19 protein-coding genes and 4 pseudogenes are annotated in these 23,594 nt (G+C 72.2%); 9 read left to right on the top strand and 14 right to left on the bottom strand.

All coding sequences use genetic code 11. From position 1 onward, the window contains the following. Positions 1-192 (top strand): annotated as a pseudogene (locus Phou_RS35000) (hypothetical protein); the annotation flags it as partial. 1,026 nt (positions 193-1,218) lie between these two features. Here the strand turns inward: Phou_RS35000 and Phou_RS34995 are convergent. Next, a complete protein-coding gene (locus tag Phou_RS34995; protein ID WP_173064393.1) occupies positions 1,219-1,932 on the bottom strand; it encodes a hypothetical protein in 714 nt (237 codons plus the stop codon). A gap of 161 nt (positions 1,933-2,093) precedes the next feature. Here Phou_RS34995 and Phou_RS34990 point away from each other — a divergent pair, with 161 nt between their 5' ends. Continuing rightward, entirely contained in the window at positions 2,094-2,993 is a 900-nt protein-coding gene (locus Phou_RS34990) for an aminotransferase class IV (protein WP_173064390.1), read from the top strand. Positions 2,994-2,996: 3 nt separating this feature from the next. Here the strand turns inward: Phou_RS34990 and Phou_RS34985 are convergent, their stop codons facing one another. From Phou_RS34985 to Phou_RS34970, 4 genes are all read right to left on the bottom strand, one after another. After that, positions 2,997-3,698, bottom strand: coding sequence for a sulfotransferase-like domain-containing protein (locus Phou_RS34985; RefSeq protein ID WP_246274062.1), 702 nt, complete (start codon positions 3,696-3,698; stop codon positions 2,997-2,999). A 7-nt stretch (positions 3,699-3,705) separates the two neighbouring features. After that, positions 3,706-4,425, bottom strand: a complete 720-nt coding sequence (locus Phou_RS34980) for a RibD family protein (protein ID WP_173064387.1) — start codon at positions 4,423-4,425, stop codon at positions 3,706-3,708. A gap of 418 nt (positions 4,426-4,843) precedes the next feature. Then, a complete protein-coding gene (locus Phou_RS34975) occupies positions 4,844-5,371 on the bottom strand; it encodes a hemerythrin domain-containing protein (protein ID WP_173064384.1) in 528 nt (175 codons plus the stop codon). A 42-nt stretch (positions 5,372-5,413) separates the two neighbouring features. Then, positions 5,414-6,151: an IclR family transcriptional regulator gene (locus Phou_RS34970; RefSeq protein ID WP_246274061.1), complete on the bottom strand. Its 738-nt coding sequence runs from the start codon at positions 6,149-6,151 to the stop codon at positions 5,414-5,416. Positions 6,152-6,257: 106 nt separating this feature from the next. Between Phou_RS34970 and Phou_RS34965 the strand changes: the two genes are divergently transcribed. Beyond that, positions 6,258-6,863 (top strand): flavodoxin family protein, encoded by a 606-nt coding sequence (locus tag Phou_RS34965; protein ID WP_173064378.1) that lies wholly within the window; start codon positions 6,258-6,260, stop codon positions 6,861-6,863. A 15-nt stretch (positions 6,864-6,878) separates the two neighbouring features. On the opposite strand, the gene Phou_RS34960 is transcribed toward Phou_RS34965, so the two are convergent. Beyond that, positions 6,879-7,598 carry a MerR family transcriptional regulator gene (locus Phou_RS34960; RefSeq protein ID WP_173064375.1) on the bottom strand — a complete coding sequence of 240 codons (720 nt, stop codon included), beginning with the start codon at positions 7,596-7,598 and terminating at the stop codon, positions 6,879-6,881. A 102-nt stretch (positions 7,599-7,700) separates the two neighbouring features. On the opposite strand from Phou_RS34960, the pseudogene Phou_RS56090 reads away from it, so the two are divergent. From Phou_RS56090 to Phou_RS34950, 4 genes and pseudogenes are all read left to right on the top strand, one after another. Further along, positions 7,701-8,060, top strand: a pseudogene (locus Phou_RS56090) (excinuclease ABC subunit UvrA); the annotation flags it as partial. A gap of 108 nt (positions 8,061-8,168) precedes the next feature. Next, positions 8,169-8,516 (top strand): hypothetical protein, encoded by a 348-nt coding sequence (locus Phou_RS56085; protein ID WP_443094377.1) that lies wholly within the window; start codon positions 8,169-8,171, stop codon positions 8,514-8,516. 5 nt (positions 8,517-8,521) lie between these two features. Then, on the top strand, positions 8,522-10,213 hold the full coding sequence (gene uvrA / locus Phou_RS34955; RefSeq protein ID WP_218579351.1) for an excinuclease ABC subunit UvrA: 1,692 nt from the start codon (positions 8,522-8,524) through the stop codon (positions 10,211-10,213). Continuing rightward, complete coding sequence (locus tag Phou_RS34950; protein WP_173064372.1) at positions 10,210-11,109, top strand: SMP-30/gluconolactonase/LRE family protein; 900 nt, start codon at positions 10,210-10,212, stop codon at positions 11,107-11,109. The genes uvrA and Phou_RS34950 overlap by 4 nt, the downstream gene beginning before the upstream one ends. 22 nt (positions 11,110-11,131) lie before the next feature. On the opposite strand, the pseudogene Phou_RS51525 reads toward Phou_RS34950, so the two are convergent. The 8 genes and pseudogenes from Phou_RS51525 to Phou_RS34920 form a co-directional block, all read right to left on the bottom strand. Then, positions 11,132-11,682: pseudogene (locus tag Phou_RS51525) on the bottom strand (AbfB domain-containing protein). 35 nt (positions 11,683-11,717) lie between these two features. Then, positions 11,718-13,460: a glycoside hydrolase family 2 protein gene (locus Phou_RS34945; protein ID WP_218579349.1), complete on the bottom strand. Its 1,743-nt coding sequence runs from the start codon at positions 13,458-13,460 to the stop codon at positions 11,718-11,720. A 26-nt stretch (positions 13,461-13,486) separates the two neighbouring features. Continuing rightward, positions 13,487-14,845 (bottom strand): RICIN domain-containing protein, encoded by a 1,359-nt coding sequence (locus Phou_RS53510; protein WP_371872228.1) that lies wholly within the window; start codon positions 14,843-14,845, stop codon positions 13,487-13,489. A 305-nt stretch (positions 14,846-15,150) separates the two neighbouring features. Further along, positions 15,151-16,272 (bottom strand): annotated as a pseudogene (locus Phou_RS53505) (beta-L-arabinofuranosidase domain-containing protein); the annotation flags it as partial. A 57-nt stretch (positions 16,273-16,329) separates the two neighbouring features. Continuing rightward, the gene (locus tag Phou_RS54710) at positions 16,330-17,907 is read right to left on the bottom strand and encodes an ABC transporter permease (protein ID WP_281365116.1); all 1,578 of its coding nucleotides are present in this window, start codon (positions 17,905-17,907) and stop codon (positions 16,330-16,332) included. Beyond that, positions 17,808-18,284 carry an ABC transporter permease gene (locus Phou_RS54705; RefSeq protein WP_173058972.1) on the bottom strand — a complete coding sequence of 159 codons (477 nt, stop codon included), beginning with the start codon at positions 18,282-18,284 and terminating at the stop codon, positions 17,808-17,810. The genes Phou_RS54710 and Phou_RS54705 overlap by 100 nt, the downstream gene beginning before the upstream one ends. After that, positions 18,277-19,830, bottom strand: a complete 1,554-nt coding sequence (locus tag Phou_RS34925) for a sugar ABC transporter ATP-binding protein (protein WP_173064369.1) — start codon at positions 19,828-19,830, stop codon at positions 18,277-18,279. Before Phou_RS34925 ends, Phou_RS54705 begins: the two co-directional genes overlap by 8 nt. Further along, a complete protein-coding gene (locus tag Phou_RS34920) occupies positions 19,830-20,894 on the bottom strand; it encodes an ABC transporter substrate-binding protein (protein ID WP_246274060.1) in 1,065 nt (354 codons plus the stop codon). The genes Phou_RS34925 and Phou_RS34920 overlap by 1 nt, the downstream gene beginning before the upstream one ends. A gap of 199 nt (positions 20,895-21,093) precedes the next feature. Between Phou_RS34920 and Phou_RS34915 the strand changes: the two genes are divergently transcribed. Both Phou_RS34915 and Phou_RS34910 read left to right on the top strand, forming a co-directional pair. Further along, entirely contained in the window at positions 21,094-21,906 is an 813-nt protein-coding gene (locus Phou_RS34915) for a DeoR/GlpR family DNA-binding transcription regulator (protein WP_218579345.1), read from the top strand. Between the two features lie 156 nt (positions 21,907-22,062). Continuing rightward, on the top strand, positions 22,063-23,562 hold the full coding sequence (locus Phou_RS34910) for a sugar ABC transporter ATP-binding protein (protein ID WP_173064363.1): 1,500 nt from the start codon (positions 22,063-22,065) through the stop codon (positions 23,560-23,562). Positions 23,563-23,594 lie beyond the last annotated feature (32 nt).

Below are 23,594 nucleotides of genomic sequence, written 5' to 3'. Positions count from 1 at the left end.
CGGCGCCGCGGCCTGAGCGCGAGCCTGGGCCTGACGGTCGCCGTCGTGTACGGGGTGCTCGCCTTCGCCGCCAGCCTCCCCGGCGCCGCGGTCCTGCTGGTGCGGTGGCTGCGCCCGGCGCCCCCGGCACGCGAGGAGCCGCCGGTCGCCGAGCCGCTCCCGCACCGCGTCGCGGTCTCCGTCGCCGCCTGAGCGCTCGCGCGGCGGCCACCACCTTTGGCTGGCGCCGCCTGTCACTCCGGTGGAGACCTTTCGGATCCAACCCGAACCAGACGCGAGCTACCGCGACCAGCGTCGTGGTCCGGACCGTTGCTCCCGCGGCCTCACCCTCCGCGTCCGGTTCAGCCACCCCGCTCCCGCAGATCGTGGAGAGTTGGCGTCCTCGACTTTCGGACTTCCGTCGTCTGGAGTCCTGTCTCGGTCAGGGTGAGCCTTCTTGGAAGTCCGACCCCGAGTTGGAGGTGAGCTGCTGTCGCGCCCGCGTGGTGCCGCCTCACTCTCCGCGGTCGCCCAGCCCAACGCAGGAGCCCGCTCCGGCAGATCTTGGCAAGTTGGCGCCGAAATAACGCGCCAACTAACCAAGATTTCGAAGCTCACACCGCCTGCACCTGATCTACAGTCACACACCGCGACGACGATGCCGAACTGCGGGCGGACTCGCGCACTCCCCCCTCAATGATCTTGCATCTTGCCTAGTCAACGCCTTACCCGTGAAGCCGGCCACTGTGGTGCGGGCACCGTCAGTTGGAGGACGCCGGAAGCTGTCGCACGACAAGCAACCCCAAGTCCGAATTCGAGACGCACCAACTCACCAAGATCTCGATTGCGGCGCCGCATCGTGGGCGGACTCGGCGCCGCGCGGTGCGTGACTGTCGATCAGTAGCAGCTCCTTGGGGTTGAGCCTGGCGACAGCGGAGGGTAAGGCCGCGGGAGCAACGGTCCGGACCACCACGGACATCGCGGCAGCTCACATCTCGTTCGGACTGAACTTCCAGAAGGCCCACCCTGACCGCCAAGGTCTCTGCGAGCCTTCGGATCAGGCTGGGATCTGAGGTCGGCGCCAACCGGATGGCGGCGCCGAGGTCAGATCGTGTGCCCCTATGAGGGCCGATCCGTACCACGATCTGGAGGGGGTTACCGCGGAGGGTGAGGTGGCGGGCTGGGGCGTGCCAAGGGCCGGCGCCGTGACGGCGGCGCCGGCCCTCCGGCTCCCCTCGGTCAACGCATAGTTGGCCACCGCCGGGACTCGGGCGCGACCTCGCGGGACACGTCCTGCCAGTGGCCGGCCCGCTGCGCCGCGTTCGCCGGGCCGTCCGGGCGCTGGTTGCCGCGGCCGTGGGTGACCGGCACCCGGGTCCACTCGGCCTCGACGGGGTCGTCGTGGGCCGGCATGCGGCCGAACAGGTCGCCGGAGGTCGAGGTCAGGCCGAGCCCGTCCACGCCGAGCGGCCGGTCGTCGCTTCGTGCCAGCGGCGGGCCGCTGTCGGCGGTCTCGTCCGCGGCGGCCGCCGCCGGGCGGCGCCACCGGCTGGCGCTGACGACCGCCACCAGCAGCGCGGCGCCGAGCACCATCGCGGAGCCGGTGCGCAGCGGCGTCTCCAGGTCCGCCTCGCGGCCGGCCAGGGAGATCCGGCCCGGCACCAGGCCGAGGACGGCGTCCGGGCTGGCGAGCATCGCGAGGTAGCCGCCGGTGTACGCGAGCCCGGTGAGCACCGCGCCGGCCGGGGAGAAGCGGAGGGTGCCCAGCAGTCCCAGCAGCAGGCCGGCGGCGCCCAGGCACAGCGCGGGACGGACGAAGTCGCCGTCGCGGAAGGCGCCCGCGGCCTCCTCGTTCAGGAAGGCCTGGACCGAGCGGTCCTGGCCGTACGCGAGGAGCACCCAGCTGAGCGGGGCGATGACGACGGCGGCGATCAAGGTCCAGACGTGTCGCATGCGGGACACCGTAGTGCCATCGATATGGGGCTACACCAGGCCAAACCTCGGCGGATCTCCGGTTTCGCGGGTGGTGCGAAGATGTCGCGCGGGGTGTAACGCGGAAGGCTCGCGGGACGCCCTTGCATCCGCGGCCTCGACCGCCCGCTAGCGTTCGGATCATGTTGCAGCGCTACGACGAGCGAAACGCCGGCATCCGGTACTGGGTCAACGGCGCGCTCCGCCACCGCGACGAGCCGGGCATCTCACCCTTCGACTCCGTGGTGCAGGGCGGTGACGCGGTGTGGGAAGGGCTCCGGCTGTACGAGGGACGGATTTTTGGGCTCGACGCCCACCTGGACCGGCTGCGGCGGTCGGCGACCGCGCTCGGCTTCGCGGGCATCCCCACGCCCGAGGAGGTGACCGCGGCGGTCGCCGAGACGTTGCGGGCCAACGACATGCGCGACGGTGTCCACATCAGACTGACGCTCACCCGCGGTGTGAAGGTGACCAGCGGCATGGATCCCCGCCTCAACCAGAGCGGCTGCACGCTGATCGTGCTGGCCGAGCACAAGCCGCCGGTGTACGACACGAGCGGCCTGCGGCTCGCCACGTCGAGCGTGCGCCGCCCCGGCCCGGACGTGCTGGACCCAAAGATCCATCACAACAACCTGCTCAACTCCATCCTCGCGAAGATGGAGGCCACGCTCGCCGGCGCCGACGACGCGCTGATGCTCGACGGCCGCGGCTTCGTCGCCGAGACGAACGCCACCCACCTCTTCGCCGTCCACGATGGAGCGTTGTCGACGCCGCACGCGGTGGCCTGCCCGGAAGGGATCACCCGCGCCACGGTGCTGCGGCTCGCCGGGCCCGCGGGCATCCCGGCCACGGTGCGCGACCTGAGCCTCACCGAGATGTACACGGCCGACGAGGTCTTCTGCACCGGCACGATGGGCGAGATCGCGGGCGTGACCCAGATCGACGGCCGCACGATCGGCACCGGCGAGGTCGGCCCGGTGACGCGGCGCGTGGCGGACCTCTACGTCACCCACGCGCGCGCGAACGGCACGCCGGTGGTGTGAGCGTCAGACGCGGTGGGCGTGCAGCTCGTCGTAGTACGGCCGGGCCGCCTCCACGAGCGGCGCCAGCCGCTCCGGCACCGGTGCCGAGGGCGGGGTGTACGGCCCGAACCCGGTGGACGCCTCGACCCCGGAGTACCAGTGCGGCGCCCACACGCCGTCGGTCTGCCGGGGTCCGGGCGCCCAGCGGAGCATCGCCGGGTCGTAGCCGATGCCGAGTGCCGCGCACAGCCGCTCCAGCACGCCGCCCGGGTCGCGCAGCAGGTCGGCCGCGTCCACCACCGGGCCGCCGCGCGCCCGGAAGATCTCCACCTGCTGCGCGTACCCCAGGTCGGCCAGGGTCGGGGCGCCGCGCACCTTCGCGTAGGAGGCGACGACGTGGGCGGGGTCGCGGATCAGGAACGCGTGCGTGAGCCCCGCCAGCCAGTCGCGCCCCACGTCGGGCAGCAGGTGGTGGGCCATGTGCTTCTGGTAGTGGACGGCGACGCCCGGCGGCACCGGGCCGGTCAGGTCGTCCGCGACGTCCTGCCACCGCCGCGGCTGGGAGTCCAGGACGCCGGCGCGGTCGGGATGGTCCAGGCCCGTGGTGTCGAGGTAGTACGCGTACAGCGGCTCGTCGACGACGAGCGTGTCGGCCCGGGAGCCGAAGCTGCGCATCAGCGCGGTCGAGACGTTGCGCGGTCCGGACCACATGGCCACCCGGGTCACCACTGCGTCAGCCCTCCTCGCACCGGCCGCATCCGGCGCTCTCGTCGAACCGGTCGGACAGCCCGTAGCGGAGCAGCACCACGTCGCCGATCTGGCGTACCTCCGCGAGCCGCGCCCGCCGGTCCGGCCCCCACGGGAAGGCGCCGTCGCCGACGAACCGCGGCGCCCGCGAGTCGCCCACGAAGAACGGCGCGACCACGAGGTGCAGCTCGTCGACGAGCCCGGCGGTGAGGAACTGCGTGTGCACGCGCCCGCCGCCCTCGACCATCAGCCGGCCCACGCCGCGCTCGTGCAGGTCGGCCAGCACGCGGCAGAGGTCGACGGGGTCACCGGCGTCCACCACGGTCGCCGCGTCGCCGAGCCGGCCGCGGGTGCCGTCGACCGCCTCGCTCGCGCAGTAGACGAGCTTGTCCACGTCGCCGGCGCTGAAGAAGGCGGCGGAGGGGTCCAGCTCGCCGCGCCCGGTCACCGTCACCTTGAGCGGCGTGGGAGGCAGGCCGCGCGCGACCCGCTCCGAACGGCGTTCGGCCGATCGGACCAGCAGCCGTGGGTTGTCCAGTCGCACGGTGCCCGCGCCGACCATGATGGCGTCGCAGCTGGCCCGTACGTCGTCGACGCGGTCGAAGTCGGCGTCGTTGGAGAGCAGCAGCCGCTTCCCGCCCGCGTTGTCCAGATAGCCGTCGATGGACATGCCGCAGCTGAGCAGGATGTACGGCCGCTCGCCCACTGATCGAGCCTCCTCGCAGATGTGTCCACCGGTAAACACGGATGGGAAGGGCAACCCGATCACGAACTTACCTGTGGGCACAGTGCGGCGCCGATCTCGCGGGCTTCCAGCCCGTGGCTCTCGACTTTGGACGGCGAGGCGTGGTCGGGGCGTCCAGCACGGTTCCCAGTGCCGTGCGGGGCGCCCCGACCACCAAAGGGAAGCTCCGTGAGGACGCGGAACCGGCCGCTGGTGGCCACGCCAGGGAGGCGGCACCGCCGTTGGGCGTCACAAGCCCCGGCCCGGCACCAGGCGCGCTCACCAGGAGCAGGCTGCGTTCAGATCCCCCACGGTCTCCCCACGACCTCGGTCGGCTTCCCGCCGCCACCGAATGTACCGGCGTTCCCCGCCGACCGCCCGACAAATATCCGACACCTTCTCACGTTGCGGACGTCTTTTTCCGGCCGCCGGGCAGGTCGGGGTCGATCCAGTCGTGCTCCCCGGAGGGCGCCTTCAGCGCGTCGAGCGCGGCGCTGATCCGCCGCTCCTCGAAGGCGAAGTGCGAGTCCATGATGGCCGCCAGCCCGTCCAGCTCCCCCACCATCGTGGCCGGGTCGGCGTCGCGCGCGGTCAGCTCGGCCACCCGGCGCAGGATGCCGGCGATCAGCCAGTGGTCCTCGGCGAGCTTGTCGACGGTCGGCGCGAGTTCCGGAAACTCTCGGCGCAGCGCCGGAAACAGCCCGCCGTCCTCGCCGGTGTGGTGCCGGTCCAGTGCCGCACAGAACGCGGTGCAGTGTGCGCGCAGGTCGGCACCGTCCCGCGCGGTGGCCGGGCCGCCGGACGCCAGCCGATCGCGCAGCAGCTGGAGACGCTCGCGAAGAGCCTGGTGGGTGAGGGTGAGCTGGAGGCTGAGTGCGGCGGCACGGTCGTGGGTGACCACGTGGCCCTTCCGGTCCGGCGCCTCCATGCCTGACGCTGCCCGTCACCGGCACGCGACGCTGGCTTCACCCTACGCGCCGGCCAGGCGCGCGCCGATCGCGGCGGTCGCGGCCCGCAGCGCGGGCAGGCCGGTGGTGATGTCCGGGCGGACGCTCGGCACGACAAGCCCGACCGCCGCGACGACGCGGCCGCCGGGCCCGCGCACGCCCATCGCCAGCGAGCTCGCGCCGAGCGCCATCTCCTCGCGGGTCCAGGCGACTCCGGTACGCCGGATGTCGACCAGCTGGGCCGCCAGGCGGGCCGGGTCCACCACCGTGTACGGCGTGAGCCGCTCCGGCCCGGCCAGCACCTCGCGCTGCACCTGGACCGGCGCCCAGGCCAGCAGCACCTTGCCCACGCCGGTGGCGTGCAGCGGGAGCAGGCCGCCGGGGCGGGAGACGACGCGCACCGAGCGGGCGCCGCCGAGCCGCTCGACGTACAGCGCCTTGGCACCGTCGCGCACGGCCAGGTGCACGGTGTCACCGGTCGCCGCGCAGAGGTCCTGCAGGTACGGCAGGGCGATCTCGCGCAGGTCGGCGTGCATCGGCGAGAGCATGCCGAGGTGCCACAGGCGGGCGCCGATCTGGTACGTGCCGTCCTCCCCCCGCTCCAGCGCCTGCCAGTCGACAAGCTCGCGCACGTGCCGGTGGGCGGTGGCCAGCGGCAGCGCGGAGCGGCGCGCGATCTCGCTGAGGTTGAGGCGCCGGTGCGCGGTGTCGAACGCGTCGAGCACGGACAGCGCGCGGAGCGTCACCGATCTTCCGGCCATGCGCGCAACATACCGCATCGCGTACGGCCAGCGGACACTCGTACGCAGAGCGCACATCCGCGCCCGGTTCAGGCGTGGAACGTGCCGGAGTGGGTACCGCTGCGGCATGCGCGCACTCGTCCTCAACTGCACCCTCAAGCCCAGCCCGGCGGTCTCCAACACGGAGGCGCTGGCCCGCGTGGTCGCCGGGGAGATGGAGAAGCGCGGGGTGGAGGTGGAGTGGGTCCGCGCGGTCGACCGCAACATCCTGCCCGGCGTGAGCACGGACATGGGCGCCGGTGACCAGTGGCCCGAGATCCACGCGCAGCTCCTGCGCGCCGAGATCCTCGTCATCGCGACGCCGACCTGGCTCGGCCACCCCTCGTCGGTGGCGCAGCGCGTCCTGGAGCGGATGGACGCGATGCTGTCGGAGACCGACGACGACGGGCGGCCGGTCGCGTACAACCGGGTGGCCGGCGTGGTCAACACCGGCAACGAGGACGGCGCCCACCATGTGATCAGCGAGATCAGCGGCGGGCTCGTCGACATCGGCTACACGGTGCCCGGCCAGTCGTGGACGTACTGGCACCTCGGCCCCGGCGCCGGACCCGACTATGTGGACGACGAGCGCGGCCACGAGTGGTCGGACAGGACCGGCCGGGCGATGGCGGCCAACCTCGTCACCGTGGCGGAGGCGTTGCGGGCCCACCCGATGGGGCCGCCGCCGGACTGACGGGCCACAACCCGCTCACCCCGCGGGCAGCCACGCGGTGAGGTAGCCGCTGAGGCGCGCGGCACCCTCCAGCAGCGCCGCTGAGCGGCGGGTCAGCTCGGACCCGCGGCGGGCGACCGCCTCGCGCAGGGCGTCGCTGCTGCCGGTGCGGCGCAGGCCGTCGAGGACGGGTGCGATCTGCGGCAGCGGGTACCAGCTCTGCCGCAGCATCCGGATCACCCGGGCGTCGCGGACCTCGGCCGGGCCGTAGCGGCGGTAGCCGGTGACCCGCTCGCGCCGCGGCGACAGGAGCCCGGCCGCCTCCCACACCCGCAGCGCCGACGGCCGCACCCCGATCTCGGCGGCCAGCTCGCCCACGCTCAGCTCAGGCCCGCCCGCCACGGACCCCGTGACATCCGGACCTGCCACGCCCCCACCCGCCACCGCTTCCAGGGCGGCGGCCGTCGTGCGCAGCGCGGCCCGTTCCTGGTGGAGGGCGGCGTGACCGGCGTCGACAAGCGCGAGGGCCGCCGGCACGTCGCCGGCCAGCACCGCGTGCATGATGCGCCGCGCCGCCTCCGGGCCGTGCCCGGCGGCCAGGGCCCGGTAGGCGAGCACCGCGTGCAGGTGGATCTCCTCGAACGTGCGGTAGCCGCTGCCGGTGCGTGGGACCGGGGGCAGCACGCCGGCATCCTCGTAGTTGCGGACCTGCTGGGTCGAGACGCCCGCCGCGCGCGCCAGGTCGACCGTCCGCATCGCCCCTCCCCCTTCACCCCCGTGTTGAGGGTTTTGTGTGCAGCATACGAGCCCAGCCGGCGAGAAAGTCTCTACAGGAGGTTCAATGAGAAACTTGAAGGCATGGAGTGGATCACGGTTACCGGCGCTCGCCTGCACAACCTCAAGAACGTCACGCTCGCCGTGCCGAAGCGCAAGCTCGTCGTCCTCACCGGGCTGTCCGGCTCGGGCAAGTCCACACTCGCGTTCGACACCCTGCACCGTGAGGGGCAGCGGCAGTACATGGAGTCGCTCGGGATCGTCACCGCGTTCGTGAGCAAGCCGGCCGTCGACTCGATCACCGGCCTCTCGCCCTCCATCAGCATCGACCAGCACCTCACCAACCGCAGCCCGCGCTCCACAGTGGGCACCGCCACCGAGGTGTTCACCTACCTGCGGCTGCTCTGGGCGCGCATCGGCCACCGGCCCTGCCCGGCCTGCGGTGCGGACGTCCCGCCGGCGTACGACGTCGCGAGCGAGGACGACTGGGACGAAGCGGCCGTCGACGCGCTCCCCTGCCCGCACTGCGGCGCGGCGGTACCCAACCTGGTGATGGGCGACTTCTCGTTCAACAAGCCGGCCGGCGCCTGCCCGACCTGCACCGGCATCGGCACCGTCCACCGCGCGAACGCCGGCCGCCTCGTGGACGAGGAGCGCAGCGTCGAGGGCGGCGCGGTCCTCGGCTGGCCGCCGGCCCTCGTCGCGCACAACATCCGGGTGCTGCGGGCCGCCGCCGGACACTACGGCTTCGCGTTCGCACCGGGCACGCCGGTGAAGGCTCTGGCACCCGCCGCCCGCGACCTGCTGCTGCACGGCGTCGGGAGCGCCGAGTTCGACCGCTACTTCCCGGACACGCCACCGCCCGCGACGGCCGCCAAGGGCCGCTTCGAGGGGTACTGACAAACGTGCTGCGCCGGTACGCGGACCGGGTCGAGGACACCGCCTACCGCGAGAAGATGGAGCAGCTGCTCACCACCGAGACGTGTCCCGACTGCGAGGGCACCCGGCTGCGGCCGCAGAGCCGCCAGGTCACGGTCGCCGGCATGTCCATCGTGGACGCCGCCCGGATCCCGCTCGCCAGCCTCGTCGCGTGGATCGACCGGATACCGGGCCAGGTGTCCGAAGAGGAGCACAAGTTTGCCGAGCCGGTCATCGACGACCTCCGCGAGCGGGTGCGGCGCCTCGTCGACGTCGGTGTGGGGTACCTGACGCTGGAGCGCGCCACACCCACCCTCTCGGCCGGCGAGGCGCAGCGGCTCCGGCTCGCCGCCCTGCTCGGCTCCGGCCTGACCGGCGTGCTGTACGTGCTCGACGAGCCCACCATCGGCCTGCACCCCGCCGACACCGAACGGTTGGTCGAGGTGCTGCGGCGGCTGCGCGACCTCGGCAACACGGTGCTGGTCATCGAGCACGACCTGGACGTGCTGCGCGCGGCCGACCACGTCATCGACGTCGGCCCCGGAGCCGGGCGGGACGGCGGGCGGATCGTGGCCGCCGGTACCCCGGAGGATGTCGCCGCCACCGCGGGCTCGGTCACCGGCGACCACCTCGCGGGCCGGCGGACCGTGCCGGTGCCCGCGCAGCGGCGGGTGGCCGGCGACCGCGCCCTCACCGTCCGCGGTGCGAAGGCCCACAACCTCAAGGACGTCACGGTACGGCTGCCGCTCGGCCTGCTCGTCGCCGTCACCGGCCCGTCCGGCTCGGGCAAGTCGTCGCTGCTGCTGGACATCCTCGACCGCGCGGCCCGCCGGCATTTCCACGGCGCCGGCGACCCGCCCGGCCCGCACGACGGGATCGACGGGTGGGAGCACCTGGACAAGGTGGTGACGATCGACCAGCAGGCGATCGGCCGGGTGCCGAGGTCGAACGCGGCGACGTACTCGGACCTGTTCACCCCGATCCGGGAGGCGTTCGCGGCGACGGCGGGCGCGCGCCGCGGGAAGCTCACCGCCGGGCACTTCTCGTTCAACGTCGCGGGCGGGCGGTGCGAGCGGTGCACCGGCGCGGGCGTGCTGAGCGTGTCGATGCACTTCCTGCCGGCGGTGGAGGTGCGCTGCCCGTCCTGCCGCGGCCGCCGCTTCAAGCGCGAGGTGCTGGACGTGCGGTACAAGGGGCACGACATCGCCGAGGCCCTGGACATGACGGTGGCCGACGCGCTCGACGTGTTCGCCGACGTGCCCGGCGCGGCGACCCGGCTGCGGCTGCTCGCCGACGTCGGGCTCGGCTACCTGCCGCTCGGGCAGCCGGCCACCACGCTGTCCGGCGGCGAGGCGCAGCGGATCAAGCTGGCCAAGGAGCTCGCCAGGAGGTCGACCGGCCGGACCATCTACCTGCTGGACGAGCCGACGACCGGACTGCACCCGGCCGACACGGCCCGGCTGCTCGGCGTGCTCCAGCGGCTTGTCGACGCGGGCAACACCGTGCTCACCATCGAGCACGACCTCGACGTGATCCGCGCCGCCGACTGGGTGATCGACCTCGGCCCGGGCGGCGGATCGGCGGGTGGCGAAGTGGTTGCCGAAGGCACGCCCGAGCAGGTGGCGGCCAGCGGGTCCCGGACCGGCGGGTACCTGGGCGTGGCAAGCTCGGAAAGATGAACGACAGGGTGGAGGCACGTTTCGAGGTCCTGGACGAGCGCTTCGCGGGTTACGGCGGGGACGCCTGGCTCACCAGCCTGCACACCGGCGGGCGCTGGCTGGAAGGTCCGGCGTACTTCGCCGCCGGCCGTTACCTGCTCTTCAGCGACATCCCCAACAACCAGCTGCTGCGCTGGGACGAGACCACCGGCGCGGTGGGCGTCTTCCGCGCGCCGTCCGGCTACGCCAACGGCAACACCGTCGACCGGCACGGTCGCCTGGTCACCTGCGAGCACGGCGCCCGGCGGGTCACCCGCACCGAGCACGACGGCACGGTCACCGTGCTCGCCGACCGGTACCTCGGCAAGCGGCTCAACAGCCCGAACGACGTGGTGGAGCGCGCGGACGGCTCGATCTGGTTCACCGACCCCAGCTACGGCATCGACAGCGACTACGAGGGCTACCAGGCGGAGAGCGAGATCGGCGCCTGCAACGTCTACCGGGTCGACCCGGGCGGCGGCGAGGTGCGGCTGGCCGCCGGCGACTTCGTCCGGCCGAACGGGCTCGCGTTCACTCTCGACGAGCGCCAGCTGTACATCGTGGACACCCGCGAGAAGCACGTGCGGCTCTTCGACGTGGACGACGAGGGCGCGCTCAAGGACCGGGGCGTCTTCGCGACCTGCGCGGCGGGCAGCTTCGACGGCCTGCGCCTCGACCACCGGGGCAACGTGTGGATCTCCGCGGGCGACGGCATCCACGTCTTCGCACCCGACGGCACGCTCATCGGCAAGCTGCTGGTGCCGCAGGTCGTTTCCAACCTCACGTTCGGTGGGCCACGACGCAACGACCTGTTCATCACCGCCACGAGCGCCGTCTACACGCTGCGACTCAACGTGACGGCGGGCCGCTACCCGTAGGCGGCGGCCCGCCGTTTCACGCTTACGGGGCCCAGGGCGCGACGATGTTCCAGGTCGCGTCCGCGGCCCACGGCGTCGGCCCGTTGTACGCGGCGCCGCCCGAGCCGTCACTCAGCCACACCTCGGCGTTCGCGTGCCGCAGGTACGAGCCGCGGAAGTTGTACGACTCCAGCGACACCCCGCCCCGGTCAGCCCGCTCCGCGCGCACCAGGTGGCGTCGGCCCGCAGCAGCGCGCTGCCGTCGTTCACCGCGTTCTGCACCCGCGAGTTGGCGTGCCGCAGGAACTGGCCCGGGAAGTTGACCGACTCGAACGAGTAGCAGTTGCCGTCCGCGAGGCCGGCCCGCACCGTGTACGTAGCGTCGCTCTTCAGCACCGCCGCGCTGGCCGCGTCGACCACCTCCGTGTACGCGAGGCTGTTCTGGTGGCGCAGGTACCGGTTGGTGAAGCCGGGCGTGGTGACCTGGAACGACACGCGGCCGTTGACCGGAAGCTGCACCCGCGCGGTGCTCGGCAGCGCCCGGGAGGCGTTGACGAGCGCCTGGTTCGCCGCCCGCACCCGGGCCTGGTCCATCTTGACCACCTGCCGGTCGTACGTGACGAAGCCGTTCAGCTCCCCTCCAGGTCGGTGATCTCGGTGTAGATGGCCGCGCTCAGCCCCTTGCCGATCATCAGGTTCTGCACGCCCTGCACCAGGCCCACGTACCGGTTGGTCAGCGCGGTCGAGTCCGGCTGCCACTCGTACGCGAAGAAGCCGCCACTGGGGCTCCACTCGTGGCCCGGCGTGTGCAGGCCGAGCCCGCCGAACTCGCCGAGCACCGCGATCCGCGACCCCGACGGCAGCGGGGAGGCGGGACCGAGGTACATGTGCCAGTCGTCGATGTCGCCGTTGCCCGGGTTGCCCAGCGACTGGCAACAGTTGTACCCACTGTGGACGTTGACGAGGCGGGTCGGGTCCAGTGACTTGATCGCGTTGCCGACCCGCTGCGTGTCGCCGAGGGCCCGCTCGCCCCAGCCCTCGTTGTAGACGGTGTACGCGACGACCGACGGCGAGCTGCGGTGCTCGTTGACGATCTCGCGCGCCTCCGCCTCGAACTGCGCCTGCTGCGCGTTGTCCGGGTTGATGTCCTGCGCGGTCAGCGACGGGACGTCCTGCCACACGAGCAGGCCGAGCCGGTCGGCGTGGTAGAACCACCGCTGCGGCTCCACCTTGATGTGCTTGCGCACCATGTTGAAGCCCAGGTCCTTGTGCTTCTGCAGGTCGAAGGCGAGCGCCGCGTCGGTCGGCGCGGTGTAGACGCCGTCCGGCCAGTAGCCCTGGTCGAGCGTGCCGGTCTGGAAGACGAACTGCCCGTTCAGCAGCGGCCGGAGCACCCCGTTGACCATGCCGACGCTGATCTGCCGCATGCCGAAGTAGTGCGTCGTCCGGTCCACCTGCGCGCCGGAGGCGTTGCGCAGCGTGACCCGCAGGTTGTAGAGGAACGGGTCGTCGGGCGTCCAGCGGCGGGCGTTCGGCACCGGTACGGCGAACTCGGCGAACCCGCCGGTCGCGCTGCCCACGACGGTGGTGCCGTTGAGCGCCTCGGCGAGCACGGTGTGCCCGGTGACGTCGCCGCGGGTGAAGACGCGTACCCGGATGGTGTTGTTGGAAAGGTTGGGGTAGAGGTCGACGCTGCTGATCGACGAGGTGGGCGTCGGCTCCAGCCACACCGTCTGCCAGATGCCGGAGCTGGGCGTGTAGAAGATGCCGTTCGGCGTCTTGGTCTGCTTGCCGATCGGCGGGAGGCTGCCGTTCTGGCGGGTGTCGCTCGGGTCCCACACCTTGACGACGACCTCGTTGGTGCCGCCGTTGAGCTGCGGAGTGACGTCGAACGTGAACGCGTCGTAGCCGCCGCTGTGCGTCCCGACCTGCACGCCGTTGACCCAGACGGTGCTCTGCCAGTCGACGGCGCCGAAGTGCAGCTGCACCCGCCGGCCGGACCAGCCCGCCGGCACCGTGAACGTGCGGCGGTAGAACAGGTAGTTGCGGTTGTCGTTGGCGGCGCGCATCACGCCGGAGAGGGCGGACTCGACCGGGAACGGCACGTTGACCCGCTCGGGCAGGTTGGTGTTGAACTGCGGTGCGTCGTTGGTGGCCGACTGGCGCAGCTGCCACTCGCCGTTGAGGTTCAGCCAGTCGGGGCGGGTCATCTGGGGGCGGGGGTACTCCGGCAGGGGCGTGCCGTTCAGTGCCTGGGCGGTCCAGGGGGTCGTGAGGGGCGGGGTCTTGGCCGGGGCGGCCTGTGCGGGCGATGGGACAGCCAGCAGGCCGGCAACCAAAGTCATGACCGCGAACAAGGGTCTGCGTCTCATGGGGAAGTCCTTAAAGGGGCTCAGTCTTAGAGGATCAACCAGTTGTGGTCGGGGGTCCCGTTGTCCTGGTACTGCTCCACGTCGGCCGAGTCCAGCGTGGACATGTCGTGTACGGCCAGCACCTTGCCGCTGTGCCGGTTTTCGATCCGGAGGGTGCCCGGGCCGCCGGCGACCACCCGCAGCCGCCACTGGTGGTCCGCGGTGCCGTTGTCGTCGAACTGCACCACCTGCGCCGCGTCCGCGGTGGACATGCCGGCGACGCCGAGCACCTTCCCGGAGTGCTGGTTGCGGATCCGGTACCACCCGTCGCCGTCGGGCAGGAAGGACCAGACGTGGTCCGCGGCGCCGGTGTCCGCGTACTGCTGCACCCGCGCGGAGTTCACTGTGGACGCGCCCTCCACGGCGAGCACCTTGCCCGAGTGCCCGTTCAGGATCTTGACCGGGCCGTCGGGTACGAGCCGCCACTCGTGGTCGGCGGTCCCGTTGTCGTCGAACTGCACCACCTGCGCCGAGTCCGCCGTGGACATCCCGGCGACGCCGAGCACCTTGCCGGAGTTGGCGTTGCGCAGGCGGAAGTGGCCGTCGCCGCTGTCGACGAGCTGCCACCGCTGGTCCGCCGAGCCCACGTCGGCGAACTGCTGCACGCGGGCGGAGTTCGCCGTGGACATGCCCTCCACGGCGAGCACCTTGCCCGAGTTGGCGCATTGGAGCTTGACGTGGCCGCCGCCGGCGTCGACGATCCGCCAGAGGTGGTCGGCGGTGCCGCTGTCGGCGAACTGGACCACGTTCGCCGAGTCGCCGACGGACATGCCGTCGACGCCGAGCACCTTGCCCGAGTGCTTGTTCCAGATGCGGAAGGCGGCACCCGGCCGCCGCCACGCCGCCGTGCCGCCGGTCTGCGGAAAGCTGCTGATCCGCAGCCGGGCCGCACCCATCGGGATGAGCGTGACCTGCTCGACCGGTGCGGTCGAGGCGACCGGGCCGTCCTGGAGCGGCCCGACGACCCGCTGCTGGTCGGCCTGCCAGGAGGCGATGCGCCGCGCGCTCGTGGTGAGCCGCACCGGCGCGTTCGCCACGGTGAACGGGTCGGCCAGGCTGCCGCCGGTGGCGACCGTGATCGCGGCGCCCGGCACGAGCCCGTAGTTCCACGGCGAGCCGGCGTGCACGTCGTACTCCGGGAACTGGTCGGTGCCGCCGGTCCGGCTCCAGCTCTCGGTGATGCGCAGCGAGAACGCGAGCGCGCCGTAGTGGACGGACACCGCGTTGTGCTGGCGCGGCCAGGTGCGCACGACCGGCCGCATCGGCAGCCGCAGCGTGATGGTGTCGCCGTCCCGCCAGGTGCGGTGCACCCGGACGTAGCGCGGTCCGGGGCCGGCCGAGACCACCGCGCCGTTGATCCGCAGCTCGGGGTCGATGCACCAGCCGGGATCCGCGCGGAGAAGGGGAAGCCGACGGCCGCCGGCGTGCGCAGCCGGAACGTCACGGTGTCGCCGAACGGGTAGCCGGTCTCCTCGGTCACCGTGACGGGGACGCCCGTGCCGACCCGCGCGGTCACCGTGGACGGGCCGAGCAGGGCGGCGCACAGGCCGCCGTCGGGGGTGCCCAGCCACATCTCCTCGACGTAGTAGGGCCAGCCCATGCCGTAGTTGTGCGGGCAGCAGCGGTACTGGTCGACGCCGGCCCGGTACGACTGCATGGCGAACGCGTTGCTGTACTGGCCCTGCGACTTGGTGACGTTGTCGAGGTCGACGCTGTTGGCGCTGGTGACGTAGTGGACGGCGCGGCCGGACGGGTCGAGCGCGGCGGGCAGCGAGTTGAACGCCAGCTCCTCGGTCCGGTCGCCCCACACCGGGTCGCCGGTGATCCGGGTGAGGATCTCGTGGCTGAGCATGTACTCGACGATCCCGCAGGTCTCGAAGCCCTGGCGCGGGTCGACGAGCGCCGGCCGCATGTTCTCGTCGCCGGCGAAGCCGCCGCCGGGAAACTGGCCGTAGTCGCGCTGGATCGTGTCGTACAGCGTGTAGGTGGCGGCCCGGTCGGCGTCCACTCCGGACAGCACCCAGTACTGCGCCGGCTCCCGGAAACCCTGCGTGACGTTGACGTTGTGCAGGTTGGGCAGGCCGCCCGACCAGTTGGCCGAGTTGGCGTGGATCTTCCGGACGAGGTCGAGCAGGAACGCGGCGCCGGTGCGGTTGTAGAGCCAGTAGACGACGTCGATCGTGTCGCCCCACCGCCAGGTGCCCCAGCCGTCCCGGAAGACCGCCGCCGGCTGGGCGTACGTGTACTGGAAGAAGCGGGTCAGGAACCCGTCGACGCGGGTGTCGCCGGTGTACTCGGCGTGCGAGCGGAGCGCGGCCAGCATCGGCATGTGCGGCCACAGGTCGGCGTGGCCGGCCAGCGACGTGCGCAGCGCGTTGGGGCCGAAGAAGCCGTCCGCCGCCTGGGTGGCGAGCACGCCGTCCATCCAGCGGCGGGCGGTCGCGAGGAGGGTGGGGTCACCGGTGACGTAGGCGAGGTCGACGAGGCCGCGCAGCCAGTACGGCACCTCCTCCCAGCCGCCCAGCGACGGGTTGGTCCAGCCGGTGCCCTCGTACCGCAGGAAGTGCGAGACCTGGTCGAGGCGGCCGCCCAGCCCGGTCACCTGGCGCGCCAGCTGAGTGCTCAGCCAGCCCTGCGCCCGGACCGCGCCGGGCGGCAGGCGGTGGAAGGCGGCCGGACGCAGCGGGGACCGGTTCGCGGCGGCGGGTGTCGCGGGCAGGGCGGTGGCGGCGAGGCCGGCGGCGCCGACCACGAGCAGCTGACGTCGATTCATTGACATGTCCAGATCCCTTCGGGAGAGGGCTCCGCCCTGGTGGGCGGAGCGGCTGGGTCAGGACAGGCGCTGGGCGCGGTGCAGCACGCGCTGCACGACGACGACGAGCGCGAGGAAGGCGCCGCTGACGACCTGCTGGAACGAGGACGTGAGCGTGCCGACCTGGTTGATCAGGCTCTGGATGACGCCGAGCAGCAGGACGCCGGCCATGGTGCCGGTGAGCCCGCCGGCGCCGCCGGTGAGCAGCGTGCCGCCGATGACCACGGCGGCGATGACGTCGAGCTCCAGCCCGACGCCGAGGATGGTGACGCCGGAGGAGAGGCGGGCCGCGTTGAGCGCGCCGGCGAGGCCGGCCAGGAGCCCGGAGATGAGGTACACGAGGGTCTTGACCCGCGCGACGGGCACGCCCATCAGGGCGGCCGCCTCCTCGTTGCCGCCGATCGCGTACACGCTCTGGCCGAAACCGGTGCGCTGCAGCAGGATCGCGCCGAGCGCGAAGAGGCCGAGCGTGATGTAGACCGGCACGGTCAGGTTGAACAGCGACGCCTGCCCGAGCGCGGCGAAGGCGTCGTCCTCGACGAGGTACGTGTTGGCGCCCTCGCCGGAGACGGCGAGCATGAGCCCGCGCATGCCGAGCAGCCCGGCGAGCGTGACGATGAACGGCGCCATCCCGGTGCGCGCGATGATCAGGCCCTGGAGCAGGCCGATGGTGCCGCAGACGGCGAGCGGGAGCAGCAGCGCGACGAGCACGCCGTAGCGGGAGCCGTAGGCGGCGAGCACGCCGGCGAGCACGAACGACGAGCCGACCGACAGGTCGATGCCGCCGCTGACGATGACGAAGGTCATGCCGATCGCGATGATGGCGATGAACGAGGACGAGACCGCGATGTTCGCCGCGTTCTGCGGGGTGGCGAAGGAGTCGAACGCGATCCCTCCGACGAGGACGGTCGCGGCGAGCACCATCAGTGCGCCGTGGTGCTGCAGGATCTGGCTGGCCCGCTCCCCTTGGCGGGCGCGGCCGGCGCCGACGCCGTGTCGACTGTGGTGGTCATTGCTTCCTCCCCGGGCGGCGTAGACGGCGGCGAGGATGATCACGGCCTGGACCATCTGGGTCCAGGACTGCGGCAGGTTGTGTTTGATGAGCGTGGCCTGCAGCAGCTGGATCAGCAGGGCGCCCATCACGGTGCCGAGCACCCGCACCCGCCCGCCGGTCAGCGGGGTGCCGCCGACCACCACGGCGGTGATGGCGGACAGCTCCATGAGCAGGCCGAGCGAGGTGGGGTCGCTGGCCTGCAGGCGGGCGGTGGCCAGCACGCCGGCGACGGCGGCGAGCAGTCCACTCAGGACGTACACGGTGACGAGGATGCGGCGTACCGGAAGGCCGGAGAGCTTGGCGGCGGCCCGGTTGCCGCCGACGGCGACCAGCTGCCGGCCGAAGATCGTGCGCTTGACGACGAACGCCACGACGGCCGTGAGCGCCGCCGCGATGATCACCACGAGCGGCAGCCCGAGCACCGAGCGGCTGCCCAGCGTGATCAGCGTGGGGTTGCGAAACTCGGTGAGCTGCGGGACCAGCACGTTGGCCAGGCCGCGGATGCCGACCAGCAGCGCGAGCGTGGCGACGATCGGCTGCACCCCGGCGTACGCGACGAGCGCTCCCCGCCGGCGCCCACCGCGGCACCGGCGGCCAGCGCGGCGACGATGGCGACCGGCGCGCCGTACCCGAGGTAGAGCACCACCATCGCCGACGACAGCGCCATCACCGAGCCGACCGACAGGTCGATCCCCTCGGTGCCGATGACCAGCGCCATGCCGAGCGAGACGATGACGATCGGCGCGACCTGGATGAGCTGGGTGCGGAAGTTGGCGACCTCCAGGAAGTGCGGGGTGAACGCCACGTTGAACAGGAACAGCGCGAGCACCGAGGCGTACACGCCGTACCGCTGCAGCCACGCGAGCACCCGGGTGCGGCTGCCGAGCGGCTGCGGCAGGCGGGCCGCCGTCTCAGCCATCGCCGGTACCCCCGTCCGCGATCGCTTTCATGATCGCCTCCTCGGTCACCTCGTCGCCGGCGAGCTCACCGACGACCGCGCCGTCGCGCAGCACGACGACCCGGTCCGAGCCCTCGACAAGCTCCTCCAGGTCGGAGGAGATCAGCAGCACGCCCAGCCCTTCGGCGGCGAGCTCGTCGATGAGCGCCTGCACCTCGGCCTTGGCGCCGACGTCGATGCCGCGGGTGGGCTCGTCGAGCAGCAGCACCTTGGCGCCGGTGGCGAGCGAGCGGGCGAGCAGCACCTTCTGCTGGTTGCCGCCGGACAGCTCGGAGACCTTCTGGTGCGGGCTGGTCGCCTTGATCCGCAGGCGGCTCATCAGCGTGGCGACGACGCGGTCGACCCTGGCCTCGGAGACGATCCCGGCCCGGGACAGGCGGGGCAGAGCGGCGAGCGCGATGTTGTCCCGCACCGACATCGTCGGCACGATCCCCTCGGCCTTGCGGTCCTCGGGCAGCAGGCTCGCGCCGGCCCGGATCGCGGCCGCCGGCGAACCTTTGCGCAGCGCCTGCCCGGCGACGACCACGGCTCCGCCGTCGAACGGCAGCGCGCCCGCGATCGCCTTCGCGGTCTCGCTGCGCCCGGCGCCGAGCAGGCCGCCGAGGCCGACGACCTCGCCGGGGCGTACCCGGATGGAGACCTCGTGCAGCTGGTGGCGCCGCGACAGCGCGCGGGCCTCGACCACCGGTTGCCCGTTTTTCGCGGTGTGCTCGCCCGAGAACTCGGTCTGGCCGTGCAGCCGCACGTCCACGGTGTCCCGGCCGAGCATGAGCGCGATCAGCTTGACCCGCTCCAGCTCACCGAGCGGGCCGGTGTGCGCCACCCGCCCGTCGCGCAGCACGGTGACCCGGTCGCAGATGCGGTACAGCTCCTCCAGGCGGTGGCTGACGTACACGACCGCGATGCCGCCGGCCCGGAGCTGGTCGATCACGCCGAAGAGGGTGTCGACCTCGCGCGGTTCGAGCGCGGAGGTGGGCTCGTCCATGATGACCACGCGCGCGTCGACGGAGATCGCGCGGGCCAGCGCGACCATCTGCTGCGCGCCCATGCCGAGCGAGCGCAGCGGCCGGCGCACGTCCAGCCGCAGCCCCAGCCCGGTCACGAGGACGGCGGCGTCGGCGTACAGCCGGCCCACGTCGATGACGCCGAGCCGGCCGCGCGGCTCCCGGCCGAGCAGCAGGTTGTGCGCCACGCTCATCTGCGGGACGAGGTTGACCTCCTGGTAGATGGTCGAGATGCCGGCCCGCTGCGCCTCAAGCGGCGTGCCGAACGACACCTGGCCGCCGTGGAGGCACAGCTGCCCCCGGTCCGGTTGGTGCACCCCGGTGAGCACCTTGATGAGCGTGGACTTGCCGGCGCCGTTTTCGCCGACCAGGGCGTGCACCTCGCCCGCCGCGAGGCGGAAGGAGACGCCGTCCAGGGCGAGGACGCCGGGGAACCCTTTCGAGATTCCCCGGGCCTCGAGTACGGGAGCGTCACCCTCCCTGTTAATGGTTCGACCTTCCATCAGTACGCGTGCCCCAGGCTGTCCTTGGCGTTCGCGGTGGTGTACTCGCGGTCGCTGATGATCGTCGTGGCCGGGATGGCCTCGCCCGCGACGAACTTCTGCGCGGTCTGGAAGGCCAGCGGGCCGAAGCGCGGGTTGGACTCGATCACCGAGTACAGCCAGCCGTCCACGATGCCCTGCACCGCCGCGCGGGTGCCGTCGATCGACACGATCTTGACCTGGCCGGCGGCCTTGCCGGCGCCCTTGAGCGCGGTCACCGCGCCGAGGGCCATCTCGTCGTTCTCGGCGTAGATGCCGCTGGTGCCGGGGCGCGACTGGATCAGCTGCTCGGTGACCTGCTGACCCTTCTCCCGGGTGAACTCGCCGGTCTGCTCGAACGTGATCTTGATGTTCGGCGCCTTCTCGGCGATCCGGTCCTTGAAGCCGGCGGTGCGGTCGGTGGTGACGTTGTTGCCCGGCGCGCCGAGCAGGATCGCGACCTCACCGGTGCCGTTCAGCGCGGCGACCATCTGGTCCGCCGCGCGCTTGCCCTGCTCGTAGAAGTCCGAGCCGATGAACGTGAGGTAGTCCGTGCACGGCTTCGCGTTGATCTTCCGGTCGATCGTGATGATCGGGATCTTCTTCTCCGCCGCCTGCTTGAGCACCGGCTCCCAGCCGTCGGAGTTGAGCGGGGCGATGACCAGCAGCTTCGCCCCTTGGGCGATCAGCTGCTGCACGTCGGAGATCTGCTTGGAAAACTGGGACTGCGCGTTTGTCACCCGCAGGTTCGTCACGCCCAGCGCCTTGGCCTCGTCCTTGATCGACTGGGTCTCCGCGATCCGGAACGGGTTGGCCTCCTTCTCCGACTGCGAAAACCCGACCGTCGCGGTCTTCACGTCGAACGCCTCGCCGCCGAACGCCTGCAGCGTGCAGGTGGGACCGTCGGCGGCGGCGCTCTGCGCCACCTGCTGGCCCTCGGAGCCGGCGGGAGCCGGGGTGCCCGCGCCGTCCTCACTCTTGGCGCACGCACCGGTCACGAGCAGGGCGGCCACCGCCAGCGCCGCCCATCCACGCCTTCTGCCCATGATCATCCTTTCGTGGGTGGGACCGACGCGCGCCATCGGTTGGTCTCAATCAAGCACCCGGCGCCGAACAAAGTCAATACCAACTGATCAGGTTCGGTCGCGAACTCGATCCGAAACGGTCACGACCGAGGTTGCGCACTCTTTCGACCAAGCCTGAGTACGATCAGATCCGAAGTCATCCGATCACAAGGGGTGGAGCGTGGCGGCGGACGACTCCCGAGGACACGTGGAGACGCGGCGGGCGATGTTCGCCGCGGAGCGGCGCCAGCGCATCCTCGAGGTGATGCGGGCCAACGGCGCCGCCTCCCTGCGCGACCTCGCCGAGGCGGTGCAGTCCTCGGAGGTCACCGTCCGGCGGGACCTGCGGGTGCTGGAGGCCGACGGCCTGCTCAACCGGCACCACGGCGGCGCGACGCTGCCCGGTGCGCTGTCCCGCGAGCCGACGTACGCGCAGAAGGCACACGTCGCCTCGTCCGAGAAGGCCGCGATCGGCGAGCTCGCGGCGTCGCTGGTCGAGGACGGCGACGCGATCGTGATCGGCGCCGGCACGACCACGCAGGTCTTCGCGCAGGCCCTGGCCAGGCACAACGAGCTGGCCGTGGTGACCAACTCGCTGCTCGTCGCCCAGGCCCTCGCCTCCGCGCCGCGGATCGAGGTGGTGCTCACCGGCGGCACGCTGCGCGGCTCGATCCACGCGCTCGTCGGCAGCGCGGCCGAGCGGTCGGTGGCGGGGCTGCGGGTGCGGCGGGCGTTCATCTCGGGCAACGGGCTCACCCCCGAGCGCGGCGTCTCCACGCCGAACATGCAGGTCGCCAGCGTCGACCGGGCCCTGGCGGCGGCCGCCGAGGAGATCGTCGTCCTCGCCGACCACACCAAGATCGGCGTCGACACGATGGTGCAGACGGTACCGACGGACGAGATCGACCACCTGGTCACCGACGACGCCGCACCCCGCGACGTGCTCGACGAGCTGGCCGGCCGCGCCGTCCGCCTCCATGTGGCACGCATTTAAAGGGCTCTTTACGATTCCGCGGTTGTAGGGAATCATCGCGGTCGGCTCACCTTTTTCAACCTCTCCTCGCGGTCCGCGTCAGCGCAGGCAAGGGTCGGGCTCAAGCGACGCGCGGTTCAGGTTGAAAAAAGTTCGGTCTTCTGCGAGGGGGCACCCGTGGTGGACGCGATACTCGACCTGGCGGGCGTGGTCCGGGACTTCCCGGGCACCCGCGCGCTCGACCACGTCTCCTTCAGCCTCGGCCGCGCCGAGGTGCACGCCGTCGTCGGGGAGAACGGGGCCGGCAAGTCCACATTGGTCAAGGTGCTCGCCGGCATCCACCAGCCGGACGCCGGCATCCTGCGGGTCGGCGGCGAGCGGGTCCGCTTCGGCTCGCCCCGCGACGCCGAGCGGGCCGGGATCAGCGCCGTGCACCAGGACGCCAACCTCGTGCCGCAGATGTCCGTCGCGCGCAACCTCTTCCTCGGCCGCGAGCCGCGCCGCCGCGCCGGCCTCATCAACGTCGCCCGGATGAACGCGCTCGCCGCCGACATCGTCGCCGGCCTCGGGCTGCGTGTCGACGTGCGCCGGCCGCTCGGCGCGTACGAGCCGGGCGTGCGGCAGATGGTCGCGGTGGGGCGGGCGCTGTCCGCCGGTACCCCCGTCGTGGTTCTGGACGAACCCACGGCCGGGCTGGAACCCGCGGAGGCCGACCGCCTCTTCGCCGCGATCGCCGCGCTTCGCGCGGAGGGCCGCTCGGTGGTCTACGTGACGCACCGGCTGTCCGAAGTGGAGGCCGTCTGCGACCGCGTGACCGTGCTGCGGGACGGCCGCATCGTCCACACCGGACCCGTCGCCGGCCTCGACCGGCTGCGCCTCGTGTCGCTGATGCTCGGCCGCCGCGTCACGCCCGGACCGACCGCGGTGCTCGGCGCCGCCGCCGACGAGCCGGCGGACGAGCCGATCCTGCAGGCGACCGGCCTCACCCGCCGGCACGTGCTGACCGACGTCTCGATCAACCTGCGCCCCGGCGAGGTGGTCGGGCTCAGCGGGCTGCTCGGCGCCGGGCGCACCGAGACCGCGCGGGCCATCGCCGGCGCGCTGCCGCTGGACTCCGGGCAGGTCACCGTCTCCGGCGCCAGCCTGCGCAAGCGGTCGATCGCCGGCGCGATCCGGGCCGGCGTGGGGCTGCTGCCGGACAACCGCAAGGCCGAGGGGATCGTCGGCACGCTCTCGGTCCGCGACAACATCGCGCTCGCCGCGCTGCCCCGCCTCGCCCGCGCCGGCATCGTCTCCGAGGCCCGGCTCGACAAGGTGGTCGGCGCGCTGATGAGCCGGCTGCGCATCAAGGCGACGAGCCCGCACCAGCCGGCGGCCGAGCTGTCCGGCGGCACCCAGCAGAAGGTGCTGCTGGCCCGCTGGCTGGCCACCCATCCGAGAGTGCTGATGCTGGACGAGCCGACCCGCGGCATCGACGTGGGCAGCAAGGCCGAGGTGCAGTCGCTCATCGACGACCTGGCGGTGGACGGGCTCGCGGTCATGCTCATCTCATCCGACCTGGACGAGATCGTGAGCACCTGCGACCGCGTGGTGGTGCTCCGCGACGGCGCGATCGTCAACCAGCTCACCGGCCCCGACATCACCGAGAAGAACATCATGGCCCTGCTGGCCGGCTGACCGTCGTCTCCGTCGATATCCGCACCGGTGCA

Origin of the sequence: Phytohabitans houttuyneae (genome assembly GCF_011764425.1) — a bacterium.
GTDB classification, from domain to species: Bacteria; Actinomycetota; Actinomycetes; order Mycobacteriales; family Micromonosporaceae; genus Phytohabitans; species Phytohabitans houttuyneae.
The sequence above is the reverse complement of the archived record's forward strand: the minus strand, read 5'-3'. Positions and strand labels throughout refer to the sequence as shown.